The organism is Rhodoferax sp. LS1R11 (genome assembly GCF_056521395.1).
The window spans coordinates 41,906-64,644 of the sequence record NZ_JBWMAW010000012.1; the positions used below are offsets into that span (position 1 = coordinate 41,906).

Sequence of the window (22,739 nt, forward strand, 5' to 3'; positions counted from 1 at the left end):
GCATGTCTGAAATCGTTGTTCCCCCCATGAAATTGTCCGGTCTGGAGCCAGTGAGCATTGGCGCCGACGCTTTGTTTGTCAACATTGGTGAGCGCACCAACGTGACCGGCTCCAAGGCCTTTGCCCGCATGATCCTGAACGGCGAGTACGAGCAGGCGCTCAGCGTGGCACGTCAACAGGTCGAGAACGGCGCCCAGATCATCGACATCAACATGGACGAGTCCATGCTGGACAGCCAGGCCGCCATGGTGCGCTTTTTGAACCTGATTGCCTCGGAGCCCGATATTTCACGCGTCCCGGTGATGATTGACTCCAGCAAATGGAGCGTCATTGAAGCCGGCCTGCGCTGCGTGCAGGGCAAGGCCGTGGTGAACTCCATCAGCATGAAGGAAGGTGTGGACGCCTTCAAACACCAGGCCAAGCTGCTGCGACGCTACGGGGCTGCCGCGGTGGTGATGGCGTTTGACGAACTGGGCCAGGCCGACACCTATGAGCGCAAGACCGAAATTTGCGAGCGCGCGTACCGCATCCTGGTGGACGAGGTGGGCTTCCCGCCGGAAGACATCATTTTTGACCCCAACATCTTCGCCATTGCCACTGGCATTGAGGAACACAACAACTACGCGGTTGACTTCATCAACGCCACGCGCTGGATCAAGCAGCACCTGCCGGGCGCCAAGGTGTCGGGCGGCGTGTCGAATGTGAGTTTCTCGTTCCGCGGCAACGACCCCGTGCGCGAGGCGATTCACACCGTGTTTCTGTACCACGCCATTCAGGCGGGCATGGACATGGGCATTGTCAACGCCGGGATGGTCGGTGTGTATGACGACCTGGAGCCGACCTTGCGCGAGCGCGTGGAAGACGTGGTGCTGAACCGCCGCCCGGACGCCGGTGAACGTCTGGTGGAGATTGCCGAAAACGCCAAGGGTGCGGCCAAGGACGACAGCAAACGCCTGGAGTGGCGCGGTACGGCCGAACAGCCCGCAACCGTCGAGCAGCGCCTGAGCCATGCCATGGTGCACGGGGTGACCGACTTCATCGTGGCGGATACCGAAGAGGCTTACCAGGCCGTGCTCGCCAAAGGGGGCCGTCCGCTGCACGTGATTGAAGGCCCGCTGATGGCGGGCATGAACATCGTGGGGGACCTGTTTGGCCAGGGCAAGATGTTTTTGCCGCAGGTGGTGAAGAGTGCGCGCGTGATGAAGCAGGCCGTGGCGCACCTGATTCCGTACATCGAGGAAGAAAAACGCGTGGACGAAGCCGCCGGGCGCGACGTGCGCACCAAGGGCAAGATCGTCATTGCCACGGTCAAGGGCGATGTGCATGACATTGGCAAGAACATCGTGACCGTGGTGCTCCAGTGCAACAACTTTGACGTGGTGAACATGGGCGTGATGGTGCCCTGCCACGAGATTCTCGCGAAGGCCAAGGCCGAGGGCGCGGACATCATCGGCCTCTCCGGCCTGATCACGCCCAGCCTGGAGGAGATGCAGTACGTGGCGGGCGAGATGCAGAAGGACGAGTACTTCCGCCTCAGGAACATGCCCCTGATGATTGGCGGCGCCACCTGCAGTCGGGTGCACACCGCCGTCAAGATCGCGCCGCACTACGAAGGCCCGGTGATCTATGTGCCGGATGCCTCGCGCAGTGTGAGTGTGGCGCAGAGTTTGTTGAGCGACCAGGCGGCGAAGTACATTGCCGAACTCAACACCGACTACGACCGGGTGCGCGAGCAGCACGCCAACAAGAAACAGACGCCCATGTGGAGCCTGGCCCGCGCCCGGGCCAACAAGACCCCAGTGAGTTGGGCGCGCTACACCCCGACCAGGCCGAAGTTCATTGGCCGTCGTGTGTTCAAAAATTTCGATTTGACCGAGTTGGCCCGCTTCATCGACTGGGGCCCGTTCTTCCAGACCTGGGACCTGGCGGGGCCTTTTCCGGCCATTCTGAAAGACGAAGTCGTGGGCACCGAGGCCGTGCGTGTGTATGCCGACGGGCAGCGCATGCTCAAGCGCCTGATCGAAGGCCGCTGGCTGACTGCCAACGCGGTGATTGGCCTGTACCCCGCCAACTCGGTGAACGACGACGACATCGAGTTCTACACCGATGAGACCCGCACCGAGGTCGCCATGACCTGGTACGGCCTGCGCCAGCAAACAGAAAAACAGGTGATTGAGGGCGTGATGCGCCCCAGCCGCTGCCTGGCCGACTTTGTCGCCCCCAAGGGGGTGGCCGCCGACTACGCGGGCATCTTTGCCGTGACCGCAGGCATTGGGGTTGACAAGAAGGAAAAATACTTCGAGGACGACCATGACGACTACTCGGCCATCATGCTCAAGTCGATTGCCGACCGGTTGGCCGAGGCCTTTGCCGAGTGCCTGCACCACCGGGTCCGCGCGGACCTGTGGGGCTACGCGCCCAGCGAGGCACTGACACCGGAAGACCTGATTGCCGAAAAGTACAAAGGCATCCGCCCGGCACCGGGCTACCCGGCCTGCCCCGACCACAGCGTGAAAAAAGAAATGTTCGACCTGCTGCAGTGCCAGGACATCGGCATGGCCGTGACCGAGAGCCTGGCCATGACACCGGCGGCGAGCGTGAGCGGCTTCTACCTGGGGCACCCGGACAGCACGTATTTCAACGTGGGCAAGATTGGCGATGACCAGCTTAAAGACCTCGCCACACGCCGCCAGATGAACGAGCAGGCCCTGCAGCGGCTGCTGGCGCCCAACCTGTAAGCGCTGGGGCATGGTTACATGTCATCACAATAATTAACGCCTGAAGAGACCGCTTGGTGGTCCAATTCGTCCAATAGATGGCAGTTTCCGCGTATCTTGCATTTCCGCAAGGCCACGCGTAAGCTCAATAAATCGTTATGAGTTGGAAAAAATCAAAATTTGCATCCAGCCTGATGAGCCTCTTTGGCGAACCCTCCAAGGAAGTTGTTCCAGAGAGTCGCATCAAGGATATTCGCCAGGCGATGCTCGACAGCATTGTGGGCTTGGGTACAAGCCACCAGTTTGCGCAGGTATGGGCGCGGGTCTTGTACGCGCCTGACATTCAGGCACTCTGGTACTTGCGCAGCGATTTGATGACCTTGCTCTCGGGTTTGCTGGGTGAGCGCACAGCCGGTGTCCGCCTGGCCACCATCAGCCGCCTGTTTGAGGGCCAGTTGCCCTCAGCCCAAAAATCACGCCCCAACAGTCTGGGCAACTGAGCGCCGGTACTGCATGGCTTCCGCCAAGTGGGCGACCTGGGTGGTCGGTGCCCCAGCCAGATCAGCAATGGTACGGGCGACCTTCAGAGCCCGGTGGGTGCTGCGTGCCGACCAGCCCAGACGGGCGGCCGCAATATTCAGGAACTTGACGGCTGCATCATCGAGCAGCAAGTGCACATCGATCTCCTGCCCCTGCAAAGCCTGGTTGGATTTGCCCTGGCGTGCAACGGCCCGTGCACGCGCCGCTGTGCAGCGCTCCCGAATGGACGCGGTGGACTCCCCCGCCTGGGCCAGCAGCAAATCGGACGACACCACGGCGGGCACTTCCACATGCAGGTCGATGCGGTCGATCAAGGGGCCACTGAGCTTGCCCTGATACCGCGCCACCTGGTCGGGCGTGCAACGGCAGGCCTTCTGGGCCGAGCCCAGATAACCACAGGGACAAGGATTCATGGCCCCAATCAACTGGAACCGTGCTGGAAACTCCGCCCGGCGGGCAGCCCGTGAGATGGTGATGGAACCCGTCTCCAGGGGCTCACGCAAGGCCTCAAGCGCCGCCCTGGGGAACTCTGGCATCTCATCCAGAAACAGGACCCCGTGGTGCGCCAGTGAGATTTCCCCGGGTCGCGGCGGAGAGCCACCACCGACCAGGGCCACGGCGCTGGCCGTATGGTGCGGCGAACACGTCGGCCTCTGCGCCCAGCGGTCCAGCGAAAAGCGCCCGCCCAGGCTGGCCACGGCGGCGCTTTGCAGGGCTTCGTCGGTGGTCATGGCGGGCAGCAGGCCTGCAAACCGCTGCGCCAGCATGGACTTGCCAGACCCGGGCGGCCCCATGAGCAGCAGGCTATGCCCGCCCGCCGCCGCAATCTCCAGCGCCCGTTTCGCACCCAGCTGACCTTTGACATCCGCCAGGTCCAGGTACTGAGCCGCATGGGCCTGCAGGGTGGCCGTGACCCGGGACCAGCCGGTGGACGGCTCGGCAGGGGGGGCGTCAGACGAATCAGGCAGGAAATGCTGCACCACATCCAGCAAATGGCGGGCCCTGTAGACGATGGCGTCCGGCACCAGGGCGGCTTCTTCAGCGCTTTCAGGTGGCAGTACCAGCTGGGTGACGACACCTCCCGCGTGCAGCGCCAGGCTCATGGCCAGCGCACCACGCACGGGGCGTAACTCGCCTGACAGGGACAACTCGCCGGCAAACTCATGGCCTGCCAGCTTATGGGCATCAATCTGGCCGCTGGCCGCCAGAATGCCCAAAGCGATGGGCAAGTCAAACCGCCCGGAGTCTTTGGGCAGGTCGGCTGGCGCCAGGTTGACCGTGATGCGTTTGTTGGAGGGAAATTCCAGCCCCGAGTTTTGAATGGCCGAGCGAACCCGCTCACGGGCTTCCTTGACTTCCACGTCTGCGAGACCCACCAGCGTGAAGCTCGGCAGGCCATTGGCCAAATGTACCTCCACCGTGACGGCCGCGGCCTCCAGCCCCAGCAGGGCACGGCTTTGCACCAAAGACAAACTCATGTGGATTCCTCTCCAAAGGGTGCAAACCAAGGCTTCTCTCAAAAACTGAGCAGACGTCGCCAGCAAACACTGTTTATTTATACATGCATATTAGCCGAAAGGCTGCGACGCAGCAAATGGGCGAGGTGCCTGCCGGCAGAGGCCACCTTCTGCACCAAACTCGGCCATGCACCCCTCTCACGCCAAAAGAGTGCGCACCAAATAAACCGCAGCCTCATACTGCACCCAGTTGGTGCAATCGACGCATTAGCTGGGGTAAGCGGACATCAAGCCCCCTAATCAATCATTCGGTGTCAGGGCAAAATCATCAAAGATGCACTGGCATGAACCATGCTTGTCACTCCCGTTCACGAAATTGTTGGAGAAGCTGATGAAGCTCGTAACGCTGTGTGCAACTGATCATTTCCATGCTGAGGAGAACCCATGAAACTTGTAACCGCCATCATTAAACCCTTCAAGCTGGACGAGGTGCGTGAAGCGCTCTCTGCCATCGGCGTGCAGGGCATCACCGTCACTGAAGTCAAAGGCTTCGGCCGTCAAAAAGGCCACACCGAGCTGTACCGCGGTGCAGAGTACGTGGTCGATTTCCTGCCCAAGGTCAAGATCGAAGCCGCCATTGCCGATGAGCTGGTGGACCGCGTCATTGAAGCCATTGAAGGTGCAGCCCGCACCGGCAAGATTGGTGATGGCAAGATTTTTGTCTACAACCTCGAACAAGTCGTACGCATTCGCACCGGTGAGACCGGCAAGGAAGCGCTGTAAGGCCCTCGCCCACCTGACACGAGAACATCAAAATGAAAAAACTACTAGCCTCCCTCGCCCTGGGTTTGAGTCTCCTGGTTGGCGGCACAGCCACCCTCGCCCAGACCGCGGCACCCGCTGCGGTTGCGGCCTCTGAAGCAGCAGTCCCTGCGGCCGCACCGGCAGAAGCAAAACCTGCTGATGCAGTCGCTCCTGCGGCCCCCGCCGCCGCCGTGGCTGCAGCCCCTGCGGCCGAAGCCGCCCCGGCACCAGCACCTGTTCCCAACAAGGGCGACACCGCCTGGATGATGGTTTCCACGCTGCTGGTGATTCTGATGACCGTGCCCGGCCTGGCCTTGTTTTACGGCGGCCTGGTCCGCTCCAAGAACATGCTGTCGGTGCTGATGCAAGTCATGGTGACCTTCTCGCTCATCGTGGTCCTGTGGTTCATCTACGGTTACAGCCTGGCGTTCACCGAGGGCAACGCCTTCATCGGTGGTTTTGACCGCTTGTTCATGAAGGGCATCTGGGACAACGCCGCGGGCACGTTTGCCAACGCCGCCACGTTCAGCAAGGGTGTCTACATTCCTGAGATCGTGTTTGCCGCCTTCCAGGCCACGTTCGCCGGTATCACCTGCGCACTGATCGTCGGCGCTTTTGCCGAACGCATGAAGTTCTCGGCAGTGCTGATGTTCTCGGCCCTGTGGTTCACGTTCAGCTACGCACCGATCGCTCACATGGTGTGGTTCTGGATGGGACCTGACGCCTACGGCACCAAAGAAGTGGTTGACGCCATGAACGCCAAGGCCGGTTATGTCTGGCAGTCCGGCGCACTTGACTTTGCAGGCGGCACCGTGGTGCACATCAACGCGGCTGTGGCCGGTCTGGTCGGCGCCTTCATGGTGGGCAAGCGTATTGGTTACGGCAAGGAATCGATGGCCCCTCACAGCCTGACCTTGACCATGGTGGGCGCGTCCCTGCTGTGGGTGGGCTGGTTCGGCTTCAACGCCGGTTCCGCTCTGGAAGCCAACGGTTTCGCCGCTCTGGCCTTCATCAACACCTTTGGCGCCACAGCGGCTGCCGTGTTGGCCTGGTGCCTCGGTGAAGCGCTGATGCGCGGCAAAGCCTCCATGCTGGGTGCAGCATCCGGTGCGGTGGCGGGTCTGGTTGCGATCACACCAGCCTGCGGCAACGTCGGCATCGGTGGTGCCTTGATCATCGGCACAGTGGCCAGCTTTGCCTGCCTGTGGGGTGTGAACGGCCTGAAGAAGATGCTCGGTGCTGACGACTCCCTGGACGTCTTCGGCGTGCACGGCATCGGCGGTATCGTCGGCGCCCTGCTGACCGGTGTGTTCAACTCGCCCGCATTGGGTGGCCCTGGCTACGTGGCTGACTGGGTAACAGCCACGATGGTGACCTCGGCTGACTACTCCATCGCAGCCCAAGTGTGGATTCAGGCCAAAGCTGTGCTGACCACCATTGTCTGGTCTGGTGTGGTGTCCTTTGTGGCCTTCAAGCTGGTTGACCTGACCATTGGTCTGCGTGTCAGCGAAGAAGAAGAACGCGAAGGCCTGGACATCTCGTCACACGGCGAGACGGCTTACAACCGTTAATTGAAGACGCAGGCTGCGGACCACCAGGTTCGCAGCAGTGCCAGGAACCCACCCCAGCGACTGGCTGCGGTGGGTTTTTTTATGGGCGGCTCAACTCACCCTCAGCGCCGCACTGACCACATCCTCATCCGGCGCAACAAACACCGCGTTGTGTCGCTCCGTCAGCGGACCGCCACCGGGAATGACGTCGCCGTTGGGCTCATAACCCACCGCCTTGAACTTCCATACCGCGCCGATGCGCTTGAGGTTGCCCACGTGCTCGCCCTGGTCGGTCAAGACCTGGTACACGAGTTCATTTACTTTGCTCAGCGTCAATTTATTCAATGCGTTTCACCTTGGACTTGCCCGCCATCTGGCGGGCGTGGCGGCGAGCTTAACTTGCCGGTGGCGACGTGTGGCGTCCATGCACAATAAGGCTCAGGAGACCCCCTCACCATGACATCCGCCATTGAACTCTCAAGCGACACGTTCCGCTGTGAAATTGCCCCCGCGCTGGGCGGCTGCATCGCTGGCCTTTGGCTGGGCGACACGCCCGTGCTGCGCTCCACGCCCGCCCCGCTGCTGACCACCGTGCGCCAGTCCGGCAGTTATCCGCTGGTGCCTTTTTCCAACCGGGTGGGCCACGCCACGCTGCAATGGGCGGGCACCGGTCACCCCCTGGTGCATAACAACGCCGAAGAACCCCATGCCATCCACGGCGTTGGCTGGCAGCGGCCCTGGACGGTGCTGGAGGCCAGCGCCCAGTTTGCCTTGTTGTCTTATGAGCACAAACCCGATGAAGCGTGGCCGTTTGCCTTTGACACCTCACAGGCCTTTCGCCTGAGCGCCAACGCGCTGGAGCTGACCCTGAGCATCACCAACCAGTCGACCGTGGCGGCGCCCGTGGGCCTGGGCTGGCACCCTTATTTTGTCAAACGCCCGCACAGCCATATTGCGTTTGAAGCCACCGGGCGCTGGGAGATGAGCCCCGAAAAACTGCCCACCCACCGCTCCGCCGCGCAGGGGTTGGACATGGACTGCGCCGCGCTGGATGTGGACCACTGCTTTGATGGCTGGTCTGGCGTGGTGCACCTGCGCGACGAGGCCTTGCACACCCGCCTCACCTCCAGCCTGCGCCGCCTCGTGGTGTTCACCAACGACACGCGCGACTTTGTGGCCATTGAGCCGGTGAGCCACGTCAACAACGCCCTCAACCTGATGGCCAGCACCGGCGCCAGCGCCGAGTCGCTGGGCGTGCGCGTGCTGCAGCCGGGCGAATCCATGTCCGCCGAAATGAGTATTCACGTAGAAAGAGTCACATGAGTTTGCAACCCGCCAACTGGCAAGCCGTCACCACCCAGCTCTGCGAATTGGGCGAATCGCCGTTTTGGCACCCGCAAGAGCAGAGGCTGTACTGGGTCGATATTCCCGGCAAGCAGATCCTGCGCACCGAGGTCGGCACCGGCACGGTCGACACCTGGGACCTGCCGTCCGAGCCCGGCTGCATGGCGCCTGCCGCCAGCGGCGGTCTGGTCATGGCCTTGCGCAGCGGTGTGTACCGGGCCCGAACCTGGGGCGGCGCGCTGGAGCACCTCATCACCCTGGATTACAACCCCGCCCACATGCGCGCCAACGACGGCAAGTGTGATGCGCTGGGGCGCTTCTGGATCGGCACCATCGACGAGACCAAGGTGGCCCGCAACGCCGCCCTGTATGCGCTGGACTGCCGCACCGGCACCCCGGTGCTGGCGCGCAAAACCGACCCGGCCACCCTGCCCGCCACCACCGCCAACGGCCTGGCCTGGAGCCCCGACGGACGCACCCTGTACTGGGCCGACACGCCCAGCCACCTCGTTCATGCCTGGGACTTTGACGCCGCCACCAGCGCCATGACGGGCCACCGCACCTTTGCCCGCTTCCCGCCCAAACCGGCGGGCTGGCAGTTTGCCCCCGCGGCGGACAACGGCGGCTACCGGGGTCGCCCGGACGGCGCGGCGGTCGACGTGCAAGGCAACTACTACGCCGCCCTGTTCGAAGGTCGGCGCCTGTGCAAATTTGCCCCCGACGGCACGCTGCTGGCCGAATACGCCACACCGGCGCAATGCCCCACCATGCCCTGCTTTGGCGGCCCGGACCTGCAAACCCTGTTTGTCACCAGCGCCAGCCACGGCCGCAGCGCCGCGGAGTTGGCCGCGTTTCCCCTGTCGGGTTGCGTGTTGTCCATGCGGGTGGACGTGCCCGGCCTACCGGTGAACAGCTTCGTCGACTAAATTTTTGAACCCAGCGGTTTCAAAAAATTCAAACCACCGGGGCGTCTTGGCCCCTACCATCCTTCGCATGCAATCCATGGACACCGCCCTTCGCCACCTCACCGACCGCATCCACGCGGCGGTGGCCGACCGTACCCCCCTGCGCCTTCGCGGCGGGGGCACCAAAGACTTTTACGGCGAGACGCCGCAAGGCGAGTTGCTGGACATCACGCCCCTGAGTGGCATCACCAGCTACGAACCGAGTGAACTGGTCGTCACCGCGCTGGCGGGCACGCCGCTGGCCGAACTGGAAGCCACGCTCGCCGAGCAAGGCCAGAGCCTGGCGTTCGAGCCCCCGCGCTTCGGCGCCGGCGGCACCGTGGGCGGCATGGTCGCCGCCGGTCTGAGTGGTCCGGCACGCGCCAGCGTGGGCTCCGTGCGTGACTATGTGCTGGGCGCCAAAATCATCAACGGCAAAGGCCAGTGGCTGACCTTTGGCGGCCAGGTCATGAAAAACGTGGCGGGCTACGACGTCTCGCGCCTCATGGTGGGGGCCATGGGCACGCTGGGCGTCATCACCGAAGTCTCGCTCAAGGTGTTGCCGGTCGCCCCGGCCGAGGCCACGCTGATGTGTGGCGGCATCCCGCAGCAACAGGCGTTGGACTTGCTCAACCGCTGGGGCGGCCAGCCGCTGCCGCTGAACGCCAGTTGCTGGGTGTTGGACGACACCGCCAGCCCCGCGCGCGACTACCTGTTTGTGCGCCTGCGCGGCGCCGCTGCCGCGGTGCAAGCCGCCATTCCCCGCATGACCGCCGACCTGCAGGCCCTGGGTGGCGACACCGTGCGCATGGACAACGCGCAGGCCGGGCCCGACTGGCAAGCCTGCCGCGACCAGACCCTGCCCTTCTTCACCGCCCCGGCACCCGACCTCTGCCTGTGGCGCCTGTCGGTGCCGCAAACCGCGCTCGCCCTGGACCTGCCGTTTGCGCAGTTCATCGAATGGCACGGCGGCCAGCGCTGGCTGTGGGCACCACTGTCAGCCCAAGCCCAGCTGCGCAAGGTCGCCACTGCCGCGGGCGGAAACGCTACTCTTTTCATAGCTGCTCCCGCACTATACACGGGGGCTACAGGCCGATTTAACCCTTTAAACGCACCGCTGGACCGCATCCACCAGGGCCTCAAACACGAGTTTGATCCGGCCGGTATCTTCAACCGCGGCCGCCTGTACCCCGACTTTTGACTGCCCCCGATGCAAACCAACCTCGCCCCCGAATACCAAGGCACGGCCGACGGCACGGCCGCCGAAGCCATCCTGCGCAAATGCGTGCACTGCGGTTTTTGCACCGCCACCTGCCCGACCTACCAGCTCCTCGGTGACGAGCTGGACGGCCCGCGTGGCCGCATCTACCTGATGAAGCAGGTGCTGGAGGGCGAAACCCCCACCCGTAAAACCCAGCTGCACCTGGACCGCTGCCTGACCTGCCGCAACTGCGAATCCACCTGCCCCTCGGGCGTGGACTACGGCCACCTGCTGGACATTGGCCGCAAGCTGGTCGATGCCAAAGTGCCCCGCCCCGCCGGTGAACGTGCCCTGCGCTGGGCCCTGAAAGAGGGCCTGCCCTCGCCGCTGTTTGCCCCGGCCATGAGGCTGGGCCAGTTGGTGCGCCCGCTGCTGCCGGGCACACTCAAAAACAAGGTGCCGCCCAAACAGGATGCGGGCACCTGGCCCACCCGCGTACACGTCCGCAAAGTGCTGATGCTGGCCGGCTGCGTGCAGCCCGCCATGATGCCCAACATCAACAGCGCCACGGCGCGGGTGCTCGATGCCATCGGCGTACAAACCGTCATCGCCCCCAAAGCCGGGTGCTGCGGCGCGGTCAAGTTTCACCTCAATGACCAGATTGGTGCCAAGGCCGAGATGCGCGCCAACATCGACGCCTGGTGGCCCCATGTCGAGGGCGCGTCTGGCGCGGCGGGTGTCGAGGCCGTCCTCATGAACGCCTCGGGCTGCGGTGTCACGGTCAAGGAATACGGCCACATCCTGCAGGACGACCCCGCCTACGCCGCCAAGGCCGCACGCATCAGCGCCCTGACCCGGGACCTGAGCGAGTGGCTGCCCGAGTTGTCCGAAAAACTGCGTGACCGGGTCCAGGCCGTCGCCAGCACCGTGGCGTTTCACCCGCCCTGCACGCTGCAGCACGGCCAGCAGTTGCGCGGCGGTGTGGAGCAACACCTGGGTGCGCTGGGTTTCAACGTCAAGGTCACCGGCTGCGAGGCCCACCTGTGCTGCGGCTCGGCGGGCACGTATTCGGTGCTCAACCCCGGCCTGTCGTACCAGTTGCGCGACCGCAAACTGGGCCACCTGAACGAGACCTTTGGCGACACCAAACCGGACGTCATCGTGTCGGCCAACATCGGCTGCATCACGCACCTGCAAAGCGGCACGGCCACGCCGGTGCGGCACTGGGTGGAAATGCTGGATGAGGCGCTTACGCTTTCGCTATAAAGTTAATAGCTACTCATGTAGGTGAATCGGGCGCTAGCGGCTGTTTTACATGTATGCCTCCGAGCGCAAGCTGGCGTGCTTAAGCAGCATGAAGGGCGTTGAACATCTGAAAAGGATTGCAACATCCAGTTCAAAAGTGCCAACTGGCACGGCTGCATCTTGGAATTCAATGTCTGGAAAAGACCTTGGATTCAACCGGTCGATGCAACACACTAGAAACTGCGCCAGCAGAAGGAGTGTTGCAGATGAAACGAAGACCTAGGATTTACTACTCTGAGAGCCAGAAGGCTCTGATGTGGGAACGCTGGAAGAAGGGCGAATCCCTTCAACAAATCGCCCAATTATTTGATCGAAACCACTCCTCTGTCAGTGGCATCCTGGCGGAAACTGGAGGCATACGTCCGGTGCAGCGTTGTCGCTCCCCAATTGCGCTGACCTTAGCCGAACGCGAAGAGATATCACGCGCACTGGTGGCGCGACGCTCGATCCGGTCAATTGCTTGTCAGCTTGGACGAGCTCCTTCCACCATCAGCCGCGAGATCCGGCGTAACGGTGGTCAAGGCTGCTACCGCGCGGCCCAGGCCGACCAGGCGGCTTGGGATCGGTCGTGTCGACCCAAGACGTGCAAATTAGTGGAGAAGCGAAAGCTGGCCAACATCGTGGCACGTAAGCTCCAATGCCAGTGGGCACCCCAGCAAATCGCAGGATGGCTCAAGCATACTTACCCGTGCGACAAGGACTACCACGTGTCACATGAAACCATCTACCGCAGTCTGTTCATTCAAGCACGTGGTGCATTGAAGAAGGAACTGCTGCAACATTTGAGGCGCACCAGAGCCATGCGCCGTTCACGCCACCACACGCAAAAGACGGACAACCACGGCAAGATCACCAACGCCGTTTCCATTAGCGATCGTCCAGCGTCAGTGGAGGATCGGGCCGTACCAGGCCACTGGGAAGGCGACTTGCTTTTTGGGAGTCTCAACAATCAGATTGCGACGCTGGTTGGGCGCCAGACGCGCTACGTGATGCTGGTGAAAGTTGCCAGTAAAGACACGCAAACGGTCATCAATGCACTGATCAAAAACGCTCGCAAGCTGCCCCAGGAACTCTACAAGTCATTGACGTGGGACCGGGGTCATGAAATGGCCGACCACAAGCGTTTCACATTGGCCACTGACATCAGCGTTTACTTCTGTGATCCCCAGAGTCCTTGGCAGCGTGGGAGCAATGAAAACACGAATGGACTGTTGCGGCAGTATTTCCCCAAGGGGATCGATATCTCTCATTACTCGCAGGCACAGCTAAATGCAATTGCGAAAAAACTAAACGAGCGTCCAAGGAAAACTCTAAACTACGAAACGCCAGCTGAACGATTCAGCCAACTTGTTGCATCGACCGGTTGAATCCAAGACCCATTGCAGCCGGTCACGACAGTCAGCTTGCGGGGTTCCCAATTCATTGCCCATCAGAATCCGTTCCTGGCGGGCTTCAACGTGCCCATTGCGGTCATTAAGGAATAACTGTCATTGTTCAGGTCTGGGCCATCACCCGTCGCTGGCGACAGGCAGGTTCGGAGCGTCTGACCTGAACGTTTCACGTCGTTGGCGTCTTGCTGCATACGCCATTTTGGGAACTGGTTGCCGAGGCCCCCCTGCGATAGGGGTCGGGTCGATTGAACGGCACCCCGCGTACCCGGCTGGTACAGTGGTCTGTGCCGAGCCAGAAAACGCAGGCCTGAGAGGTCGTTCCCAGTTGGTCCGCGCGGGCAGCGCTATGCGCCCAGCTCTGCGCGCGCAGATTCGCGCGTCAGCGTCTTGGCCAGCGAGCGCAGTGCCTCGGCGAACGCCGTTGTGGACTGCGGCCGCACCGTGCCACGGCAGTAGGCCAAGCCGAGATCCATCGACGGCACTGCGTTCGACACCCTGGTGCGGCGAATGCGCCCGCCGTCGTGCGACCACGGCCGAAACACCAGATCCGAGAGGGTCGTGACCCCCACGTTCTGCGCTACCAGGCTGCGCACGGCCTCGATCGACTTGGTGCGGAACACCACTTTCGGCTTCATCCTCATTGCTGACCAGTAGCGATCGACGGTCTCCGCGTGCTCATCCATGTCAAGCAGCACAAAGGGCAGCGTGGCAATTTCGCGCAGCGTCACGGACTTTTCGCGCGCCAGCGGGTGATCCAGTGACGTCCACAGTTGCCTGGTGGACTTGAGTAGGTTCTCGCGCCGGATGTCCGGTGCGGTCGACAGGTTCGACACCAGCACCACCGCGAGATCGAACTCGCCGCTGCGCAGCTCCTCCTCGAGGTCGATCCGGTTGCGCTCGGCGGGTTCGAATGCCACCAGCGGCAACTGGCGGCGTATGACGGCAATGACCTTGAGCAACAGGTACTCGGAGACCGTGTCCGTGATCGCGATGCGGACCTGACCCGTGACCGATGAGACCGCACTCCGCGTCTCCTCGACCGCAGCCGCCAGTGTCGTCAGCATGTGTTCGGCGTGACGCAAGAAGCCCTCGCCGTGCGCCGCCAGACGCAGCCCGTCGGCGTGGCGCGTGAAGAGTTGCGCATGAACTTCGCGCGAGGACGAGATGAGCTGCGATCCGTACGGTGACGAACAGACGGTAAACGCATTTGAAGCTACATTGCTAAAGACGAGAAGCAGTCAGCAAAACAGAAGCAAGAATTAATCAAACGCACAGAGAAATTCGGCAATGAAAAATACGATACCTCGCACTACCCTTAATGCGGCCGTATTCATCGTGGCAACAATCTTTGCGACTGCGGTAGTGGCCGAGCCAGCCGCAGGGTCCGTCACGCTGCCGCAGCGCATCAGTGCCACCGAACTCAAACGCATGCTGATGGATCTCCCCGGCACGTTCGAAATCGTGGACATACGCCCGCCGGCCCCCTATGCCGACTTCAGCCTGCCCGGCTCAACCAACGGGCGCATCGCCGATGTCATCGCCAACCGGTCCTATCGCAACGGCACCGTCCCATTGGTCATCGTCGATCGCGACGGCTCGCTGGCTATGGCTGTAGGGGGAATCCTCTCCCAGGGTACTCGGCGCTCGATCAGGGTGCTCCATGGCGGACTGGAAGCCTACTGGAACGATACCGCGGCGCTGCTGCCGTCGGACCCAGCCCCTGCTCCAGCTCAAGCGGTAAAAGCCCCGGCTGCCGCGAAGGCGGCGGTCGCGGCGCCGGCCGGCCGTTCGACACCGACGAAGACGAGCGCGGGCTGCTGATATGACGACTGCAATCGTCGATCGTCATGGCCAGCCGGAGCCCTACGGGAATCCCTACCTCGTGGGGGTTCTGCTTGGGCTGGTGCTTTTGGCCTCGTTCGCCATTCTTGGCGCCGGGCTCGGCGCATCGGGCGGCATCGCGCGCTTCGGGGCGGCACTCTCCGCCTTCGTTGCGCCGGCGCACACGCTGGGCAGCGCGTATTTCGGCAAATGGGGTGCCAGTCCGCTGCACTACTACCTCGTCTTCATGTTCGTCGGCACCCTTATCGGCGGCTTGTTTTCGGCGCTGTTGGCGAATCGGGCACACATCCAGATTGAACGCGGCGCCACTACAAGCGTCGGTCGCCGACTCGGGTACGCCGTTGCCGGTGGCGTTCTCGTCGGCTTCGCCAGCCGCCTGGCACAGGGATGCACCTCGGGTCAAGGTCTGACTGGAGGCGCGCTGCTGCTCTCCGGCAGTCTGGTGTTTCTGGCTTGTCTGTTTGCCAGCGGCTACGGCGCGGCCTGGTTTGTGAGGAAGCAATGGCATGATTGACACGCTCTACAGCCTCGGTGCGCTCGACACTTCCCGGGCCCTCTTTCTGGCACTGCTGGTCGGCTTCGGCTTCGGCTTCGGACTCGAACGCGCCGGATTCAGCAGTTCGCGCCGTCTGGCCGGCGTCTTCTATTTCACTGACATGGCCGTGGTGAAGGTGATGTTCACCGCGCTCATCACGGCGGCCCTGGGACTCTCGTATCTGATCGGTTTTGGCTGGCTCCAGCTCGATCAGATTTACCTCATGCCGACCGTCTACGGCGCCCAGGTCGTCGGCGGACTGCTGTTCGGTGTCGGATTCGTCATGGGCGGCTGGTGTCCGGGAACGGCAGCGGTTGGCCTCGCTGCGGGCCGGATCGACGCCCTCGTGTTCCTGCTTGGTGTCGTCGGTGGCAGTGTCCTGTTCAACGAGCTTTTCCCTGTCATCGAGGGTCTCTACGTTGCCGGCAATCAAGGACCGCAGATGGCGTATGACAGCGTCGGCATGTCGCGCAACGGATTCATCTTCGCCTTCACGCTGGTGGCCGTGGCTGCCTTCTGGTTGGCCGAGTGGGCCGAGAAGAAGCGCACCGGCCGCGCGCCGTACCAGGGTTCGCCGTTTCTGAAGGCCTTCAGCCTGGCCCTCGTGGCGCTGGCTGGCGGCTTGTTCGTGCTCGTCGGTCCCGCCCCAGCGGACGCCGCCCCGAAAGTCGCCGCCGTTGCAAACGCAGGCGATGAGAAGGCGCTCATGAAGAGCGTCGAGGGGGGTCTGGACCATGTCGAGCCTGAAGTCCTGGCCGACCGCCTGATGGCCGGGGCCACGGACCTGGTTGTCGTCGATCTGCGCCCGGCGGCGGAATTCAAGGTTTTCCACATTCGCGGCGCGCAAAATGTGCCGCTTGCCGAGTTGGCGGAAACGCTGCAACCCCATAAGAACCGGGGTTCGATCGTGCTGTATTCCAATGGGATGACTCACCCCGCCCAAGCGCGGGACTCGCTCCAGCGTCAGGGCTACGGCAACGTCTTTCTGCTGACGGACGGGCTGGTGGGTTTCCAGGAGCGTTGCCTCAAGCCCGTCTCGTTACGCAATGAACCGATGACGACGGCCGATGCCGCCCGGGTCAACGCCTGGCGCTCATTCTTCACCGCGTCCGCCGGTTCAGCCAAGTCCGACGGCGCCAGCGCGCCGATACATGTCGCCATGCCTCGGACGGTGGAGACTCATCCGCTGGCGTCGATGATCTCCACTGCGGGGGTCAAGGTCATCGACCTGCGGCCTCAGCCGGAATACAACAACGCCCACATTCCGAGCTCCATCAGCCTCAATCTCGAGAGCTTGCGCGGCAACATCGGCGGCGTACCGTCGATGCTCCTGCCGGCCCCGATGCTCGCCGCCCAGTTTTCGCTGCTGGGTTTGCGAGCGTCTGACTCTATCGTTCTGGTATCCGGCGACAAGTTGTATGACACCACGTTGGCCGGGATGGCGTTCGAGCGGCTGGGCCACATGAACTACGCCGTCATGAACGGCGGATACGCAAAGTGGGCGCAGGAAGGTCGGCCAGCGGATGCCGTGCTGCCAATTACAACGGTGTCGAAATATCCGGTAAAGAAGGACGCCGACAACTTCACCGTGGAGTTCCCGTTTGTCGTCGCCCAACTCGGGAAACCGGGCGTTGTCATCATCGATGTCAGGCCGACGGACTACTACACCGGCAAAAAATCCGACGAAGCGCGTGGCGGCCATATCCCCGGCGCAATCAGTCGTCCGTTCACCGAGGATTTGGTGACAGCTTCCGACAAGGTCGTCGCCTTCAAGCCGACCCTGGCGTTGGCTGCGGCCTACAGTCGGATCATCCCCGCCAAGGACAGCTTGGTGATCGTTCACTGCCGAACCGGACATCAGGCCAGTCAGACCTATTTCGTACTGAAGCGCTTGCTCGGGTATACGAACGTCCGGTGGTACGACGCGGGATGGACTGAGTGGGCTGCCCGCCTGGAACTTCCGATTGCGAACCAGGCGCAGGACGTCACGCGCAAGCAATGATCGTATTGCCGAGCACGCATTCCGTCCTTCATTGAGTAGGGCATCCAGAAAGACAAATGACCAACCGGTGAGCAGCGCGGGCACCGTCTTGCTGCACATCTTCAGCCAGTTCTGCTTGACCCAGGTGCAATCTCCCGGAGCCGCCCACGCGGGCGGCACACCAGTCTGGCTCTCGATCCGGCATTGCGGCTGGTTCAGCGACAGACGCCGGCGGAGGAAATTCAACCGCCCTTTTCCTGGTTCTGTCGCAATGACGAGCTACAGACGGCGTTGCACAGGCGCTCGAGCAACTGTGTCGCTGCATCACCCGTCCGGCACTGGCCAACGAACAGGTGCAACGCAGCGCCGCTGGCCGGGTGGTAACCAAGCTCAAGACCCCCTGGCGCGACTGCACCACGCGCCTGGTGATATCGCCACTTGCATTCAGGCTGCTGCGCATTGAACTATCGCTTTGCGGCAGGCGGATTCATTGGTCCTACGTCAGCAGTGGGTCGGGTGCTGCCTGATGGCTGATACCGGTGAACGAGCGCACCTGGTCGTTGGCGGGTGCAGCGATCCTCGAAATCAACACCACATTGTTGACGATCGGGCTACTGGGTGAATGTCGGGTACGGAGCGAGTAGTTTGGACAAACCTATGTCGGCTGACGCTGCGCTCCGGTCAAATCACCCACGATTCGCGAAAGGCCGCCGCCACTCTGAAAGGAGTCCTTCGATATCAGTCAATCATCAAGCCTGCCAGACTCCAAACCCACCCTCGCGCAGATCGATGCCCAGTTCAACTTCCAAACTCCGAGCCTCGTCATAGGTCAACGGGTTGTAAAGCTTATAGATTTCCGGCAACAGACGCTGGCAATATTCCTGCACGTATCGGTTGGCTTGAACGCCAGCCTTGTGTTTATCGAACCGCACGTCAGGGTCCAGTCCGGTCATGCCAACATAAACGCACGGCTTTCCTGGCTGGTAATCTGGGTTCGAGCGCATGAACCGGGCATTGAGCAACACGTCATTGGACAATTCAACGACATAGACGTGGGAGTGCTTGCGCCGAGCCATGGTTGATTTGGCTCCTGGTTTACGCAAGCAAGGAGCGTTGGGCGGGAGGCACTGCGCCAATAAGCAACCGATCTGTCGGCTACCCTTACGCAGTAGATGGTTGACAAAGCCATCTATGGAGCTGCTGGCGCAGGCATGCGATCCATCATCATTTGCATCATGGAGGTCATCATTTCCATGCGCTTTTCCATCATGTCGTGATGGGCCATCATGTCCATGGACATGCCACCTTTTTTGGTGCCTGCGTCCATGCCTGACATTGCACCGCTGGAACCCATTTTTCCCATCATGGTCATACCGTCTTGCATGGCCTTCATGTGTTCACCCATGAGCGCTTTGCGTTCCTCAGGTGTTTTTGCTGCCATCATCTTGTCGTGCATGCTCTGCATGGTTTTCATCTGCGCATCCATCTTGGCGATGTAGTCGGGCATAGCCATGTCGCTGGCAAACGCGGTGCCTATGGGCATCGAGGGGGCGGTGTTGCAGGCGATCAATGCGCTGGCAGCAGTGAGGGCCAGTGCCAAGGGGATGAATCGAAATCGGGTCATAAAAATTTCCTTCTGAGTCGGTGGATGGGGAGTGCAATCCTGCGTTGGAGCACTGTTCAAGCGGGTCCGGGATGCGTTAGCGGCAGTCTTTGCACAGCTTTTTTAGTATCGAGATAGACCTGAAATCGGCATTGATTTCGATCAACCAAAACGCGAACGCCCCACTGTTCGCGTGTGCGATTCGGGTGTTCATGGTGTTTTGGGGGCTGCGGGGTGTCTACCTCGTCTCGTCAACCATTGCGATGGTTTTTTCCTCAACCTCTTTGGCAACTTGAACCAGCGCCGCGTCCTGCGACAGCGCGCAAAGCATGGGCACTGGCTTGATCAAACCGATCTTCGTTTGGCCTTTCTCCGTGTACACAGAAATACGACACGGTAACGCCATATTCAAGCGCATATCGGTGGTCAAAACTTTTGCAGCTTGGGCCGGATTGCAGACTTCAAAGACCTTGCACTCCTCATCAAATGCAATGCCTTTGCTGCGAAGTGTGGTCCCCAAGTCGTGGATATGCATTACCCCGAAGCCATTGCAGATCACTGCCGACTCAAGGTCTGTCGTCGCCTGGTGGAATGATTTTTGGGTTTCAACGACGTAGTACATGGGTTACCTCGATTTTCTATGATGCATAAACAATGCCCAGAATGAGCAAGAACATTTCGGTCAAGACAACCAAGACAGCCGAGCCAGCAGTCCTGCGTGGGACTTGGCCCCACACCTTTTTCACCTGCGCTCGGGCACGTCATTCAGGGCGCCGCGCAGTGTTGTGCAGACTTCCCGACGCCGATCACTTCTTTTGTTTAACAATCCACACCACAAGCGCAACGACCACAACAATCATCAAAATCGGCATCCATATTCCGCCGTAGCCGCCCATCCAACTGTTGCCCCACGCGCCATCATTCATCATGTTGCCGCTCTGCGCAAAAGAGACGCCTGTGGTCAGCACAGGCACCATACCAAGAGCGATGGCAAATAAATTTTCATAAATTTTCTTTAGTGAAACGAAGAATTAGACTGATAGTAAAAAATGCGTATGCGCCCGAAACGCCATCAGCGACCGCATCGCACACCACAGTTCGGAATCCGCAGTGTTGAAGTTACGCCTGCATCTAACCGCCGTCTGTGCAGCAGCACACGCAACCCTATTTCAGTGGCCTGTGAGACGCTGAATTCCTCACCCAGCCTTTGTGCACTGACGCACAGACGACCATCTTCGTTCTCGGGAAGATTCATGCGCCGCATCTTAGGCAAACTCCAAAGGAAAAAACATGTTGAGCCAAAAAGAAATTGAATGTCTTCGTGCTTGCAATGACTGCGCTGCTGCGTGCCTCCAATGCGCATCCGCTTGCCTGAATGAAAATCAGCCAAAGCCGTTGGCCCACTGCATTGCATTGGACTTGGAATGTGCTGACATTTGTCGCTTGGCAGCAGCATCCATCGCGCGTCAAGGCGCACAGCGAGACGCAATCTGCGCGTTGTGCGCCCAAGCCTGCCAAGCGTGCAGCACCGAATGCGCGAAACACGCTATGGATCACTGCAAGAAATGCGCAGAGGCCTGCAAGCTCTGCGCTGCTGCTTGTAGCGCCATGGCGGGATGAGATGCAACCCATGTCACACCTTACTCAAACAACATGGGCCTTCGCCTTAAGCGCAGCCTGCGCCGCCGCATGGTCCCAAGCTGCCCCAGTTCTCCCCGTCAAAGCACAGGTCAAGGCGCTTGCGGTTGCGGCGGACCCTTTGAAGAAAGCGGTTCTCATCGGCCGTGTTGCAACCAGCGGTATGGTGCTGCAGTTGGAGCTTGAAGGCGCCGAGGCAATGTGGATGGCCATGGGTACCCCGCCAGTTTGGGGGGCACACTCACCCGCTGCGGATGAGCGCTACCACGTGGAATTGAAGCTCGATGATCCAAAGACCAAGACGCGCATTTCCTATGCGAACGTTACGTTTGAAGCAACCAATGTGACGACGGGGAAGACCGCCACACTGTTATTGCCTCCGATGTGGGGCAGTAGCGGCTTGCACTATTCAGCCAATAGCGCGCTTTTAGGCGATGGGGCGTACGACGCTACGGTGAAAGTTGATGTGCCGACGTTTCAGCGTGAATTGACAGACAAAGACCTGTGGTCCAAGCCGGTCTACGCCAATTTCCACTTCAAGCTGATTAACGGCAAACTGACCGAGGTATCGGTACCCAGTCGGTAGTGGCCCGCCGTTGCGCCGGTAACAGGGTTGAACTGGGCTGACCTTCCGTCTGGGCCCGTTTCCGCACCCTTGCTTGCGGCTTCCGCACCGCTGGCCACTGCGGTTCAGACGACCGGGATGCCCGCACCGGCGTCGGCAGTTGCGCCAGCCAAAGGGGTAGCGCCCGAGCGCGCGTTGCCGCAAACAGGGCTCAAAATGGAAACGACCTTGGCACTTCGCAAGGCGCTCTAAAGCTACAGTCCGAGTGCCGGGTCCACTGTTCTCTGTCGCTACCGCCCACCAATTTCAACTTGCAAACTACCCCCGCGTAAGTCTTTGATTTCATTGGAAGTGGCCTCTTGAAAACTCAAGAGGGTCGCTGAGAACAGAGAGAAAAAACGAGGCAATTTGGGCCAAAAACGTCCAAGCATACTCAAATTTGATAGCGAAAAGCTCAAGAGGCAATTCGCGTAAGTGCTCGTCACCATTGAGTTTTTTTACGAAAAAAGCCCAACGGATAAGAGTTGGACTTTTGCGGTATGGTGGCAGATTGAAATATGAAACCGCGTCCGAAACCACCCAAAAAGGAATCAAACTTTTCTCGTTCTAGATAGACACGCCTGTTTTGCTTGGGGCTCGATGCGGCTGACCTGGCCACACCCAAATCAGTGACTGCACCCGCTTTAGACCCATAAGAGTCGCTCATGACAGGCAGCTTTTCGGTTGTCCAGTTCGACTCCGGTCAGAAGCCGTTCGTGGCATTCGGCAACGTCGCCAAAGCTGCCGTTTGTGTTCAGTGCCAGTTTGAGACGCCGCAGCCTGTCCGGGGTTGGGGCAGCGGTGATGCGAGAAGTCGGAGAGTCATGGTAGCCGCGATGGCAGGCTACCATGAGCGTCAAACTCTGAGACAGCCTATAGACCCGGCCTGAGCCAAAACCATGCCGCTGCACCTATGGCCAGCCATAGCACCACGATGACGACCGCGCCGACCCGACTGCTTGGCTTCGAGCCTTTCGTCTGCATCCACTCGTCTGCTTGGCCGCGACATTCCGCGAGGACGTCAGGCGGCAAGAGCCTAATGGTTAACCAGATTAGGCCCGGAAGTAGCAAAATATCATCGACGTAGCCCAGCACTGGGATGAAGTCTGGAATCAGGTCAATGGGACTCAACGCATAGCCCACCACAAACACACCTAGGGCCTTCGCGTACCAAGGCGTTCGGGGATTCTTGCCAGCAAACCAAAGCGTCACGCCGTCGCGTTTGATTCGCTTGGCCCAGTTTTTCAAGTTGTCGCTGATGCTCATGGGCGCAATTTTGTCAG

At 60.9% G+C, this 22,739-nt stretch carries 23 protein-coding genes; 14 read left to right on the forward strand and 9 right to left on the reverse strand.

Going from position 1 to position 22,739, the window contains the following annotated elements; all coding sequences use genetic code 11:
* Positions 1 to 2 precede the first annotated feature (2 nt).
* Positions 3 to 2,738, forward strand: a complete 2,736-nt coding sequence (metH, locus tag AC097N_RS14635) for a methionine synthase (RefSeq protein WP_479582131.1) — start codon at positions 3 to 5, stop codon at positions 2,736 to 2,738.
* A 173-nt stretch (positions 2,739 to 2,911) separates the two neighbouring features.
* Positions 2,912 to 3,217, forward strand: a complete 306-nt coding sequence (locus AC097N_RS14640) for a hypothetical protein (protein ID WP_479582133.1) — start codon at positions 2,912 to 2,914, stop codon at positions 3,215 to 3,217.
* Here the strand turns inward: AC097N_RS14640 and AC097N_RS14645 are convergent.
* Positions 3,191 to 4,735, reverse strand: coding sequence for a YifB family Mg chelatase-like AAA ATPase (locus AC097N_RS14645; RefSeq protein WP_479582135.1), 1,545 nt, complete (start codon positions 4,733 to 4,735; stop codon positions 3,191 to 3,193). The two genes, AC097N_RS14640 and AC097N_RS14645, sit on opposite strands and share 27 nt — an antisense overlap.
* Positions 4,736 to 5,158: 423 nt before the next feature.
* On the opposite strand from AC097N_RS14645, the gene glnK reads away from it, so the two are divergent.
* Positions 5,159 to 5,497, forward strand: a complete 339-nt coding sequence (gene glnK, locus AC097N_RS14650; protein WP_479582137.1) for a P-II family nitrogen regulator — start codon at positions 5,159 to 5,161, stop codon at positions 5,495 to 5,497.
* A gap of 32 nt (positions 5,498 to 5,529) precedes the next feature.
* Positions 5,530 to 7,089: an ammonium transporter gene (locus AC097N_RS14655; RefSeq protein WP_479582139.1), complete on the forward strand. Its 1,560-nt coding sequence runs from the start codon at positions 5,530 to 5,532 to the stop codon at positions 7,087 to 7,089.
* A gap of 90 nt (positions 7,090 to 7,179) precedes the next feature.
* On the opposite strand, the gene AC097N_RS14660 is transcribed toward AC097N_RS14655, so the two are convergent.
* Positions 7,180 to 7,413, reverse strand: coding sequence for a hypothetical protein (locus AC097N_RS14660; protein WP_479582141.1), 234 nt, complete (start codon positions 7,411 to 7,413; stop codon positions 7,180 to 7,182).
* Between the two features lie 111 nt (positions 7,414 to 7,524).
* Between AC097N_RS14660 and AC097N_RS14665 the strand changes: the two genes are divergently transcribed.
* The 5 genes from AC097N_RS14665 (at position 7,525) to AC097N_RS14685 (ending at position 13,229) form a co-directional block, all read left to right on the forward strand.
* Complete coding sequence (locus AC097N_RS14665) at positions 7,525 to 8,391, forward strand: aldose 1-epimerase (protein WP_479582143.1); 867 nt, start codon at positions 7,525 to 7,527, stop codon at positions 8,389 to 8,391.
* Complete coding sequence (locus tag AC097N_RS14670; RefSeq protein ID WP_479582145.1) at positions 8,388 to 9,338, forward strand: SMP-30/gluconolactonase/LRE family protein; 951 nt, start codon at positions 8,388 to 8,390, stop codon at positions 9,336 to 9,338. The genes AC097N_RS14665 and AC097N_RS14670 overlap by 4 nt, the downstream gene beginning before the upstream one ends.
* Positions 9,339 to 9,414: 76 nt before the next feature.
* Positions 9,415 to 10,557 (forward strand): glycolate oxidase subunit GlcE, encoded by a 1,143-nt coding sequence (gene glcE / locus AC097N_RS14675; RefSeq protein ID WP_479582147.1) that lies wholly within the window; start codon positions 9,415 to 9,417, stop codon positions 10,555 to 10,557.
* A 9-nt stretch (positions 10,558 to 10,566) separates the two neighbouring features.
* A complete protein-coding gene (gene glcF / locus AC097N_RS14680) occupies positions 10,567 to 11,823 on the forward strand; it encodes a glycolate oxidase subunit GlcF (RefSeq protein WP_479582149.1) in 1,257 nt (418 codons plus the stop codon).
* A gap of 245 nt (positions 11,824 to 12,068) precedes the next feature.
* Positions 12,069 to 13,229: an IS30 family transposase gene (locus tag AC097N_RS14685; protein WP_479582151.1), complete on the forward strand. Its 1,161-nt coding sequence runs from the start codon at positions 12,069 to 12,071 to the stop codon at positions 13,227 to 13,229.
* Positions 13,230 to 13,597: 368 nt separating this feature from the next.
* Here the strand turns inward: AC097N_RS14685 and AC097N_RS14690 are convergent, their stop codons facing one another.
* Positions 13,598 to 14,335, reverse strand: coding sequence for a LysR substrate-binding domain-containing protein (locus AC097N_RS14690; protein WP_479582153.1), 738 nt, complete (start codon positions 14,333 to 14,335; stop codon positions 13,598 to 13,600).
* Between the two features lie 205 nt (positions 14,336 to 14,540).
* Here AC097N_RS14690 and AC097N_RS14695 point away from each other — a divergent pair, with 205 nt between their 5' ends.
* From AC097N_RS14695 to AC097N_RS14705, 3 genes are read left to right on the forward strand one after another with little or no spacing between them, the layout of a single operon-like run.
* Positions 14,541 to 15,074 carry a rhodanese-like domain-containing protein gene (locus AC097N_RS14695; RefSeq protein ID WP_479582155.1) on the forward strand — a complete coding sequence of 178 codons (534 nt, stop codon included), beginning with the start codon at positions 14,541 to 14,543 and terminating at the stop codon, positions 15,072 to 15,074.
* Position 15,075: 1 nt separating this feature from the next.
* A complete protein-coding gene (locus tag AC097N_RS14700) occupies positions 15,076 to 15,609 on the forward strand; it encodes a YeeE/YedE thiosulfate transporter family protein (RefSeq protein ID WP_479582157.1) in 534 nt (177 codons plus the stop codon).
* A complete protein-coding gene (locus tag AC097N_RS14705) occupies positions 15,602 to 17,632 on the forward strand; it encodes a rhodanese-like domain-containing protein (RefSeq protein WP_479582159.1) in 2,031 nt (676 codons plus the stop codon). Before AC097N_RS14700 ends, AC097N_RS14705 begins: the two co-directional genes overlap by 8 nt.
* A 728-nt stretch (positions 17,633 to 18,360) precedes the next feature.
* Here AC097N_RS14705 and AC097N_RS14710 read toward each other — a convergent pair.
* From AC097N_RS14710 to AC097N_RS14725, 4 genes are all read right to left on the reverse strand, one after another.
* Entirely contained in the window at positions 18,361 to 18,687 is a 327-nt protein-coding gene (locus tag AC097N_RS14710) for a hypothetical protein (RefSeq protein WP_479582161.1), read from the reverse strand.
* 113 nt (positions 18,688 to 18,800) lie between these two features.
* Positions 18,801 to 19,235, reverse strand: coding sequence for a hypothetical protein (locus AC097N_RS14715; protein ID WP_479582163.1), 435 nt, complete (start codon positions 19,233 to 19,235; stop codon positions 18,801 to 18,803).
* 217 nt (positions 19,236 to 19,452) lie between these two features.
* Entirely contained in the window at positions 19,453 to 19,836 is a 384-nt protein-coding gene (locus AC097N_RS14720) for a DUF302 domain-containing protein (RefSeq protein WP_479582165.1), read from the reverse strand.
* Between the two features lie 184 nt (positions 19,837 to 20,020).
* The gene (locus AC097N_RS14725; RefSeq protein ID WP_479582167.1) at positions 20,021 to 20,182 is read right to left on the reverse strand and encodes a hypothetical protein; all 162 of its coding nucleotides are present in this window, start codon (positions 20,180 to 20,182) and stop codon (positions 20,021 to 20,023) included.
* A gap of 322 nt (positions 20,183 to 20,504) precedes the next feature.
* Between AC097N_RS14725 and AC097N_RS14730 the strand changes: the two genes are divergently transcribed.
* Both AC097N_RS14730 and AC097N_RS14735 read left to right on the forward strand, forming a co-directional pair.
* A complete protein-coding gene (locus AC097N_RS14730) occupies positions 20,505 to 20,834 on the forward strand; it encodes a four-helix bundle copper-binding protein (protein WP_479582169.1) in 330 nt (109 codons plus the stop codon).
* Positions 20,835 to 21,063: 229 nt separating this feature from the next.
* Complete coding sequence (locus AC097N_RS14735; protein WP_479582324.1) at positions 21,064 to 21,438, forward strand: iron transporter; 375 nt, start codon at positions 21,064 to 21,066, stop codon at positions 21,436 to 21,438.
* 460 nt (positions 21,439 to 21,898) lie between these two features.
* On the opposite strand, the gene AC097N_RS14740 is transcribed toward AC097N_RS14735, so the two are convergent.
* Both AC097N_RS14740 and AC097N_RS14745 read right to left on the reverse strand, forming a co-directional pair.
* Positions 21,899 to 22,123: a hypothetical protein gene (locus AC097N_RS14740; RefSeq protein WP_479582171.1), complete on the reverse strand. Its 225-nt coding sequence runs from the start codon at positions 22,121 to 22,123 to the stop codon at positions 21,899 to 21,901.
* Between the two features lie 206 nt (positions 22,124 to 22,329).
* On the reverse strand, positions 22,330 to 22,722 hold the full coding sequence (locus tag AC097N_RS14745; RefSeq protein WP_479582173.1) for a YkvA family protein: 393 nt from the start codon (positions 22,720 to 22,722) through the stop codon (positions 22,330 to 22,332).
* Positions 22,723 to 22,739 lie beyond the last annotated feature (17 nt).

Excerpts from the sequence above, each read along its gene's own strand:
- metH (WP_479582131.1), top strand. The coding sequence starts at position 3 with ATGTCTGAAATCGTTGTTCCCCCCATGAAATTGTCCGGTCTGGAGCCA.
- AC097N_RS14640 (WP_479582133.1), top strand. The coding sequence starts at position 2,912 with ATGAGCCTCTTTGGCGAACCCTCCAAGGAAGTTGTTCCAGAGAGTCGC.
- AC097N_RS14645 (WP_479582135.1), bottom strand. The coding sequence starts at position 4,735 with ATGAGTTTGTCTTTGGTGCAAAGCCGTGCCCTGCTGGGGCTGGAGGCC.
- glnK (WP_479582137.1), top strand. The coding sequence starts at position 5,159 with ATGAAACTTGTAACCGCCATCATTAAACCCTTCAAGCTGGACGAGGTG.
- AC097N_RS14655 (WP_479582139.1), top strand. The coding sequence starts at position 5,530 with ATGAAAAAACTACTAGCCTCCCTCGCCCTGGGTTTGAGTCTCCTGGTT.
- AC097N_RS14665 (WP_479582143.1), top strand. The coding sequence starts at position 7,525 with ATGACATCCGCCATTGAACTCTCAAGCGACACGTTCCGCTGTGAAATT.
- AC097N_RS14670 (WP_479582145.1), top strand. The coding sequence starts at position 8,388 with ATGAGTTTGCAACCCGCCAACTGGCAAGCCGTCACCACCCAGCTCTGC.
- glcE (WP_479582147.1), top strand. The coding sequence starts at position 9,415 with ATGGACACCGCCCTTCGCCACCTCACCGACCGCATCCACGCGGCGGTG.
- glcF (WP_479582149.1), top strand. The coding sequence starts at position 10,567 with ATGCAAACCAACCTCGCCCCCGAATACCAAGGCACGGCCGACGGCACG.
- AC097N_RS14685 (WP_479582151.1), top strand. The coding sequence starts at position 12,069 with ATGAAACGAAGACCTAGGATTTACTACTCTGAGAGCCAGAAGGCTCTG.
- AC097N_RS14695 (WP_479582155.1), top strand. The coding sequence starts at position 14,541 with ATGAAAAATACGATACCTCGCACTACCCTTAATGCGGCCGTATTCATC.
- AC097N_RS14700 (WP_479582157.1), top strand. The coding sequence starts at position 15,076 with ATGACGACTGCAATCGTCGATCGTCATGGCCAGCCGGAGCCCTACGGG.
- AC097N_RS14705 (WP_479582159.1), top strand. The coding sequence starts at position 15,602 with ATGATTGACACGCTCTACAGCCTCGGTGCGCTCGACACTTCCCGGGCC.
- AC097N_RS14710 (WP_479582161.1), bottom strand. The coding sequence starts at position 18,687 with ATGGCTCGGCGCAAGCACTCCCACGTCTATGTCGTTGAATTGTCCAAT.
- AC097N_RS14715 (WP_479582163.1), bottom strand. The coding sequence starts at position 19,235 with ATGACCCGATTTCGATTCATCCCCTTGGCACTGGCCCTCACTGCTGCC.
- AC097N_RS14720 (WP_479582165.1), bottom strand. The coding sequence starts at position 19,836 with ATGTACTACGTCGTTGAAACCCAAAAATCATTCCACCAGGCGACGACA.
- AC097N_RS14730 (WP_479582169.1), top strand. The coding sequence starts at position 20,505 with ATGTTGAGCCAAAAAGAAATTGAATGTCTTCGTGCTTGCAATGACTGC.
- AC097N_RS14735 (WP_479582324.1), top strand. The coding sequence starts at position 21,064 with ATGGGTACCCCGCCAGTTTGGGGGGCACACTCACCCGCTGCGGATGAG.
- AC097N_RS14740 (WP_479582171.1), bottom strand. The coding sequence starts at position 22,123 with ATGAGCGACTCTTATGGGTCTAAAGCGGGTGCAGTCACTGATTTGGGT.
- AC097N_RS14745 (WP_479582173.1), bottom strand. The coding sequence starts at position 22,722 with ATGAGCATCAGCGACAACTTGAAAAACTGGGCCAAGCGAATCAAACGC.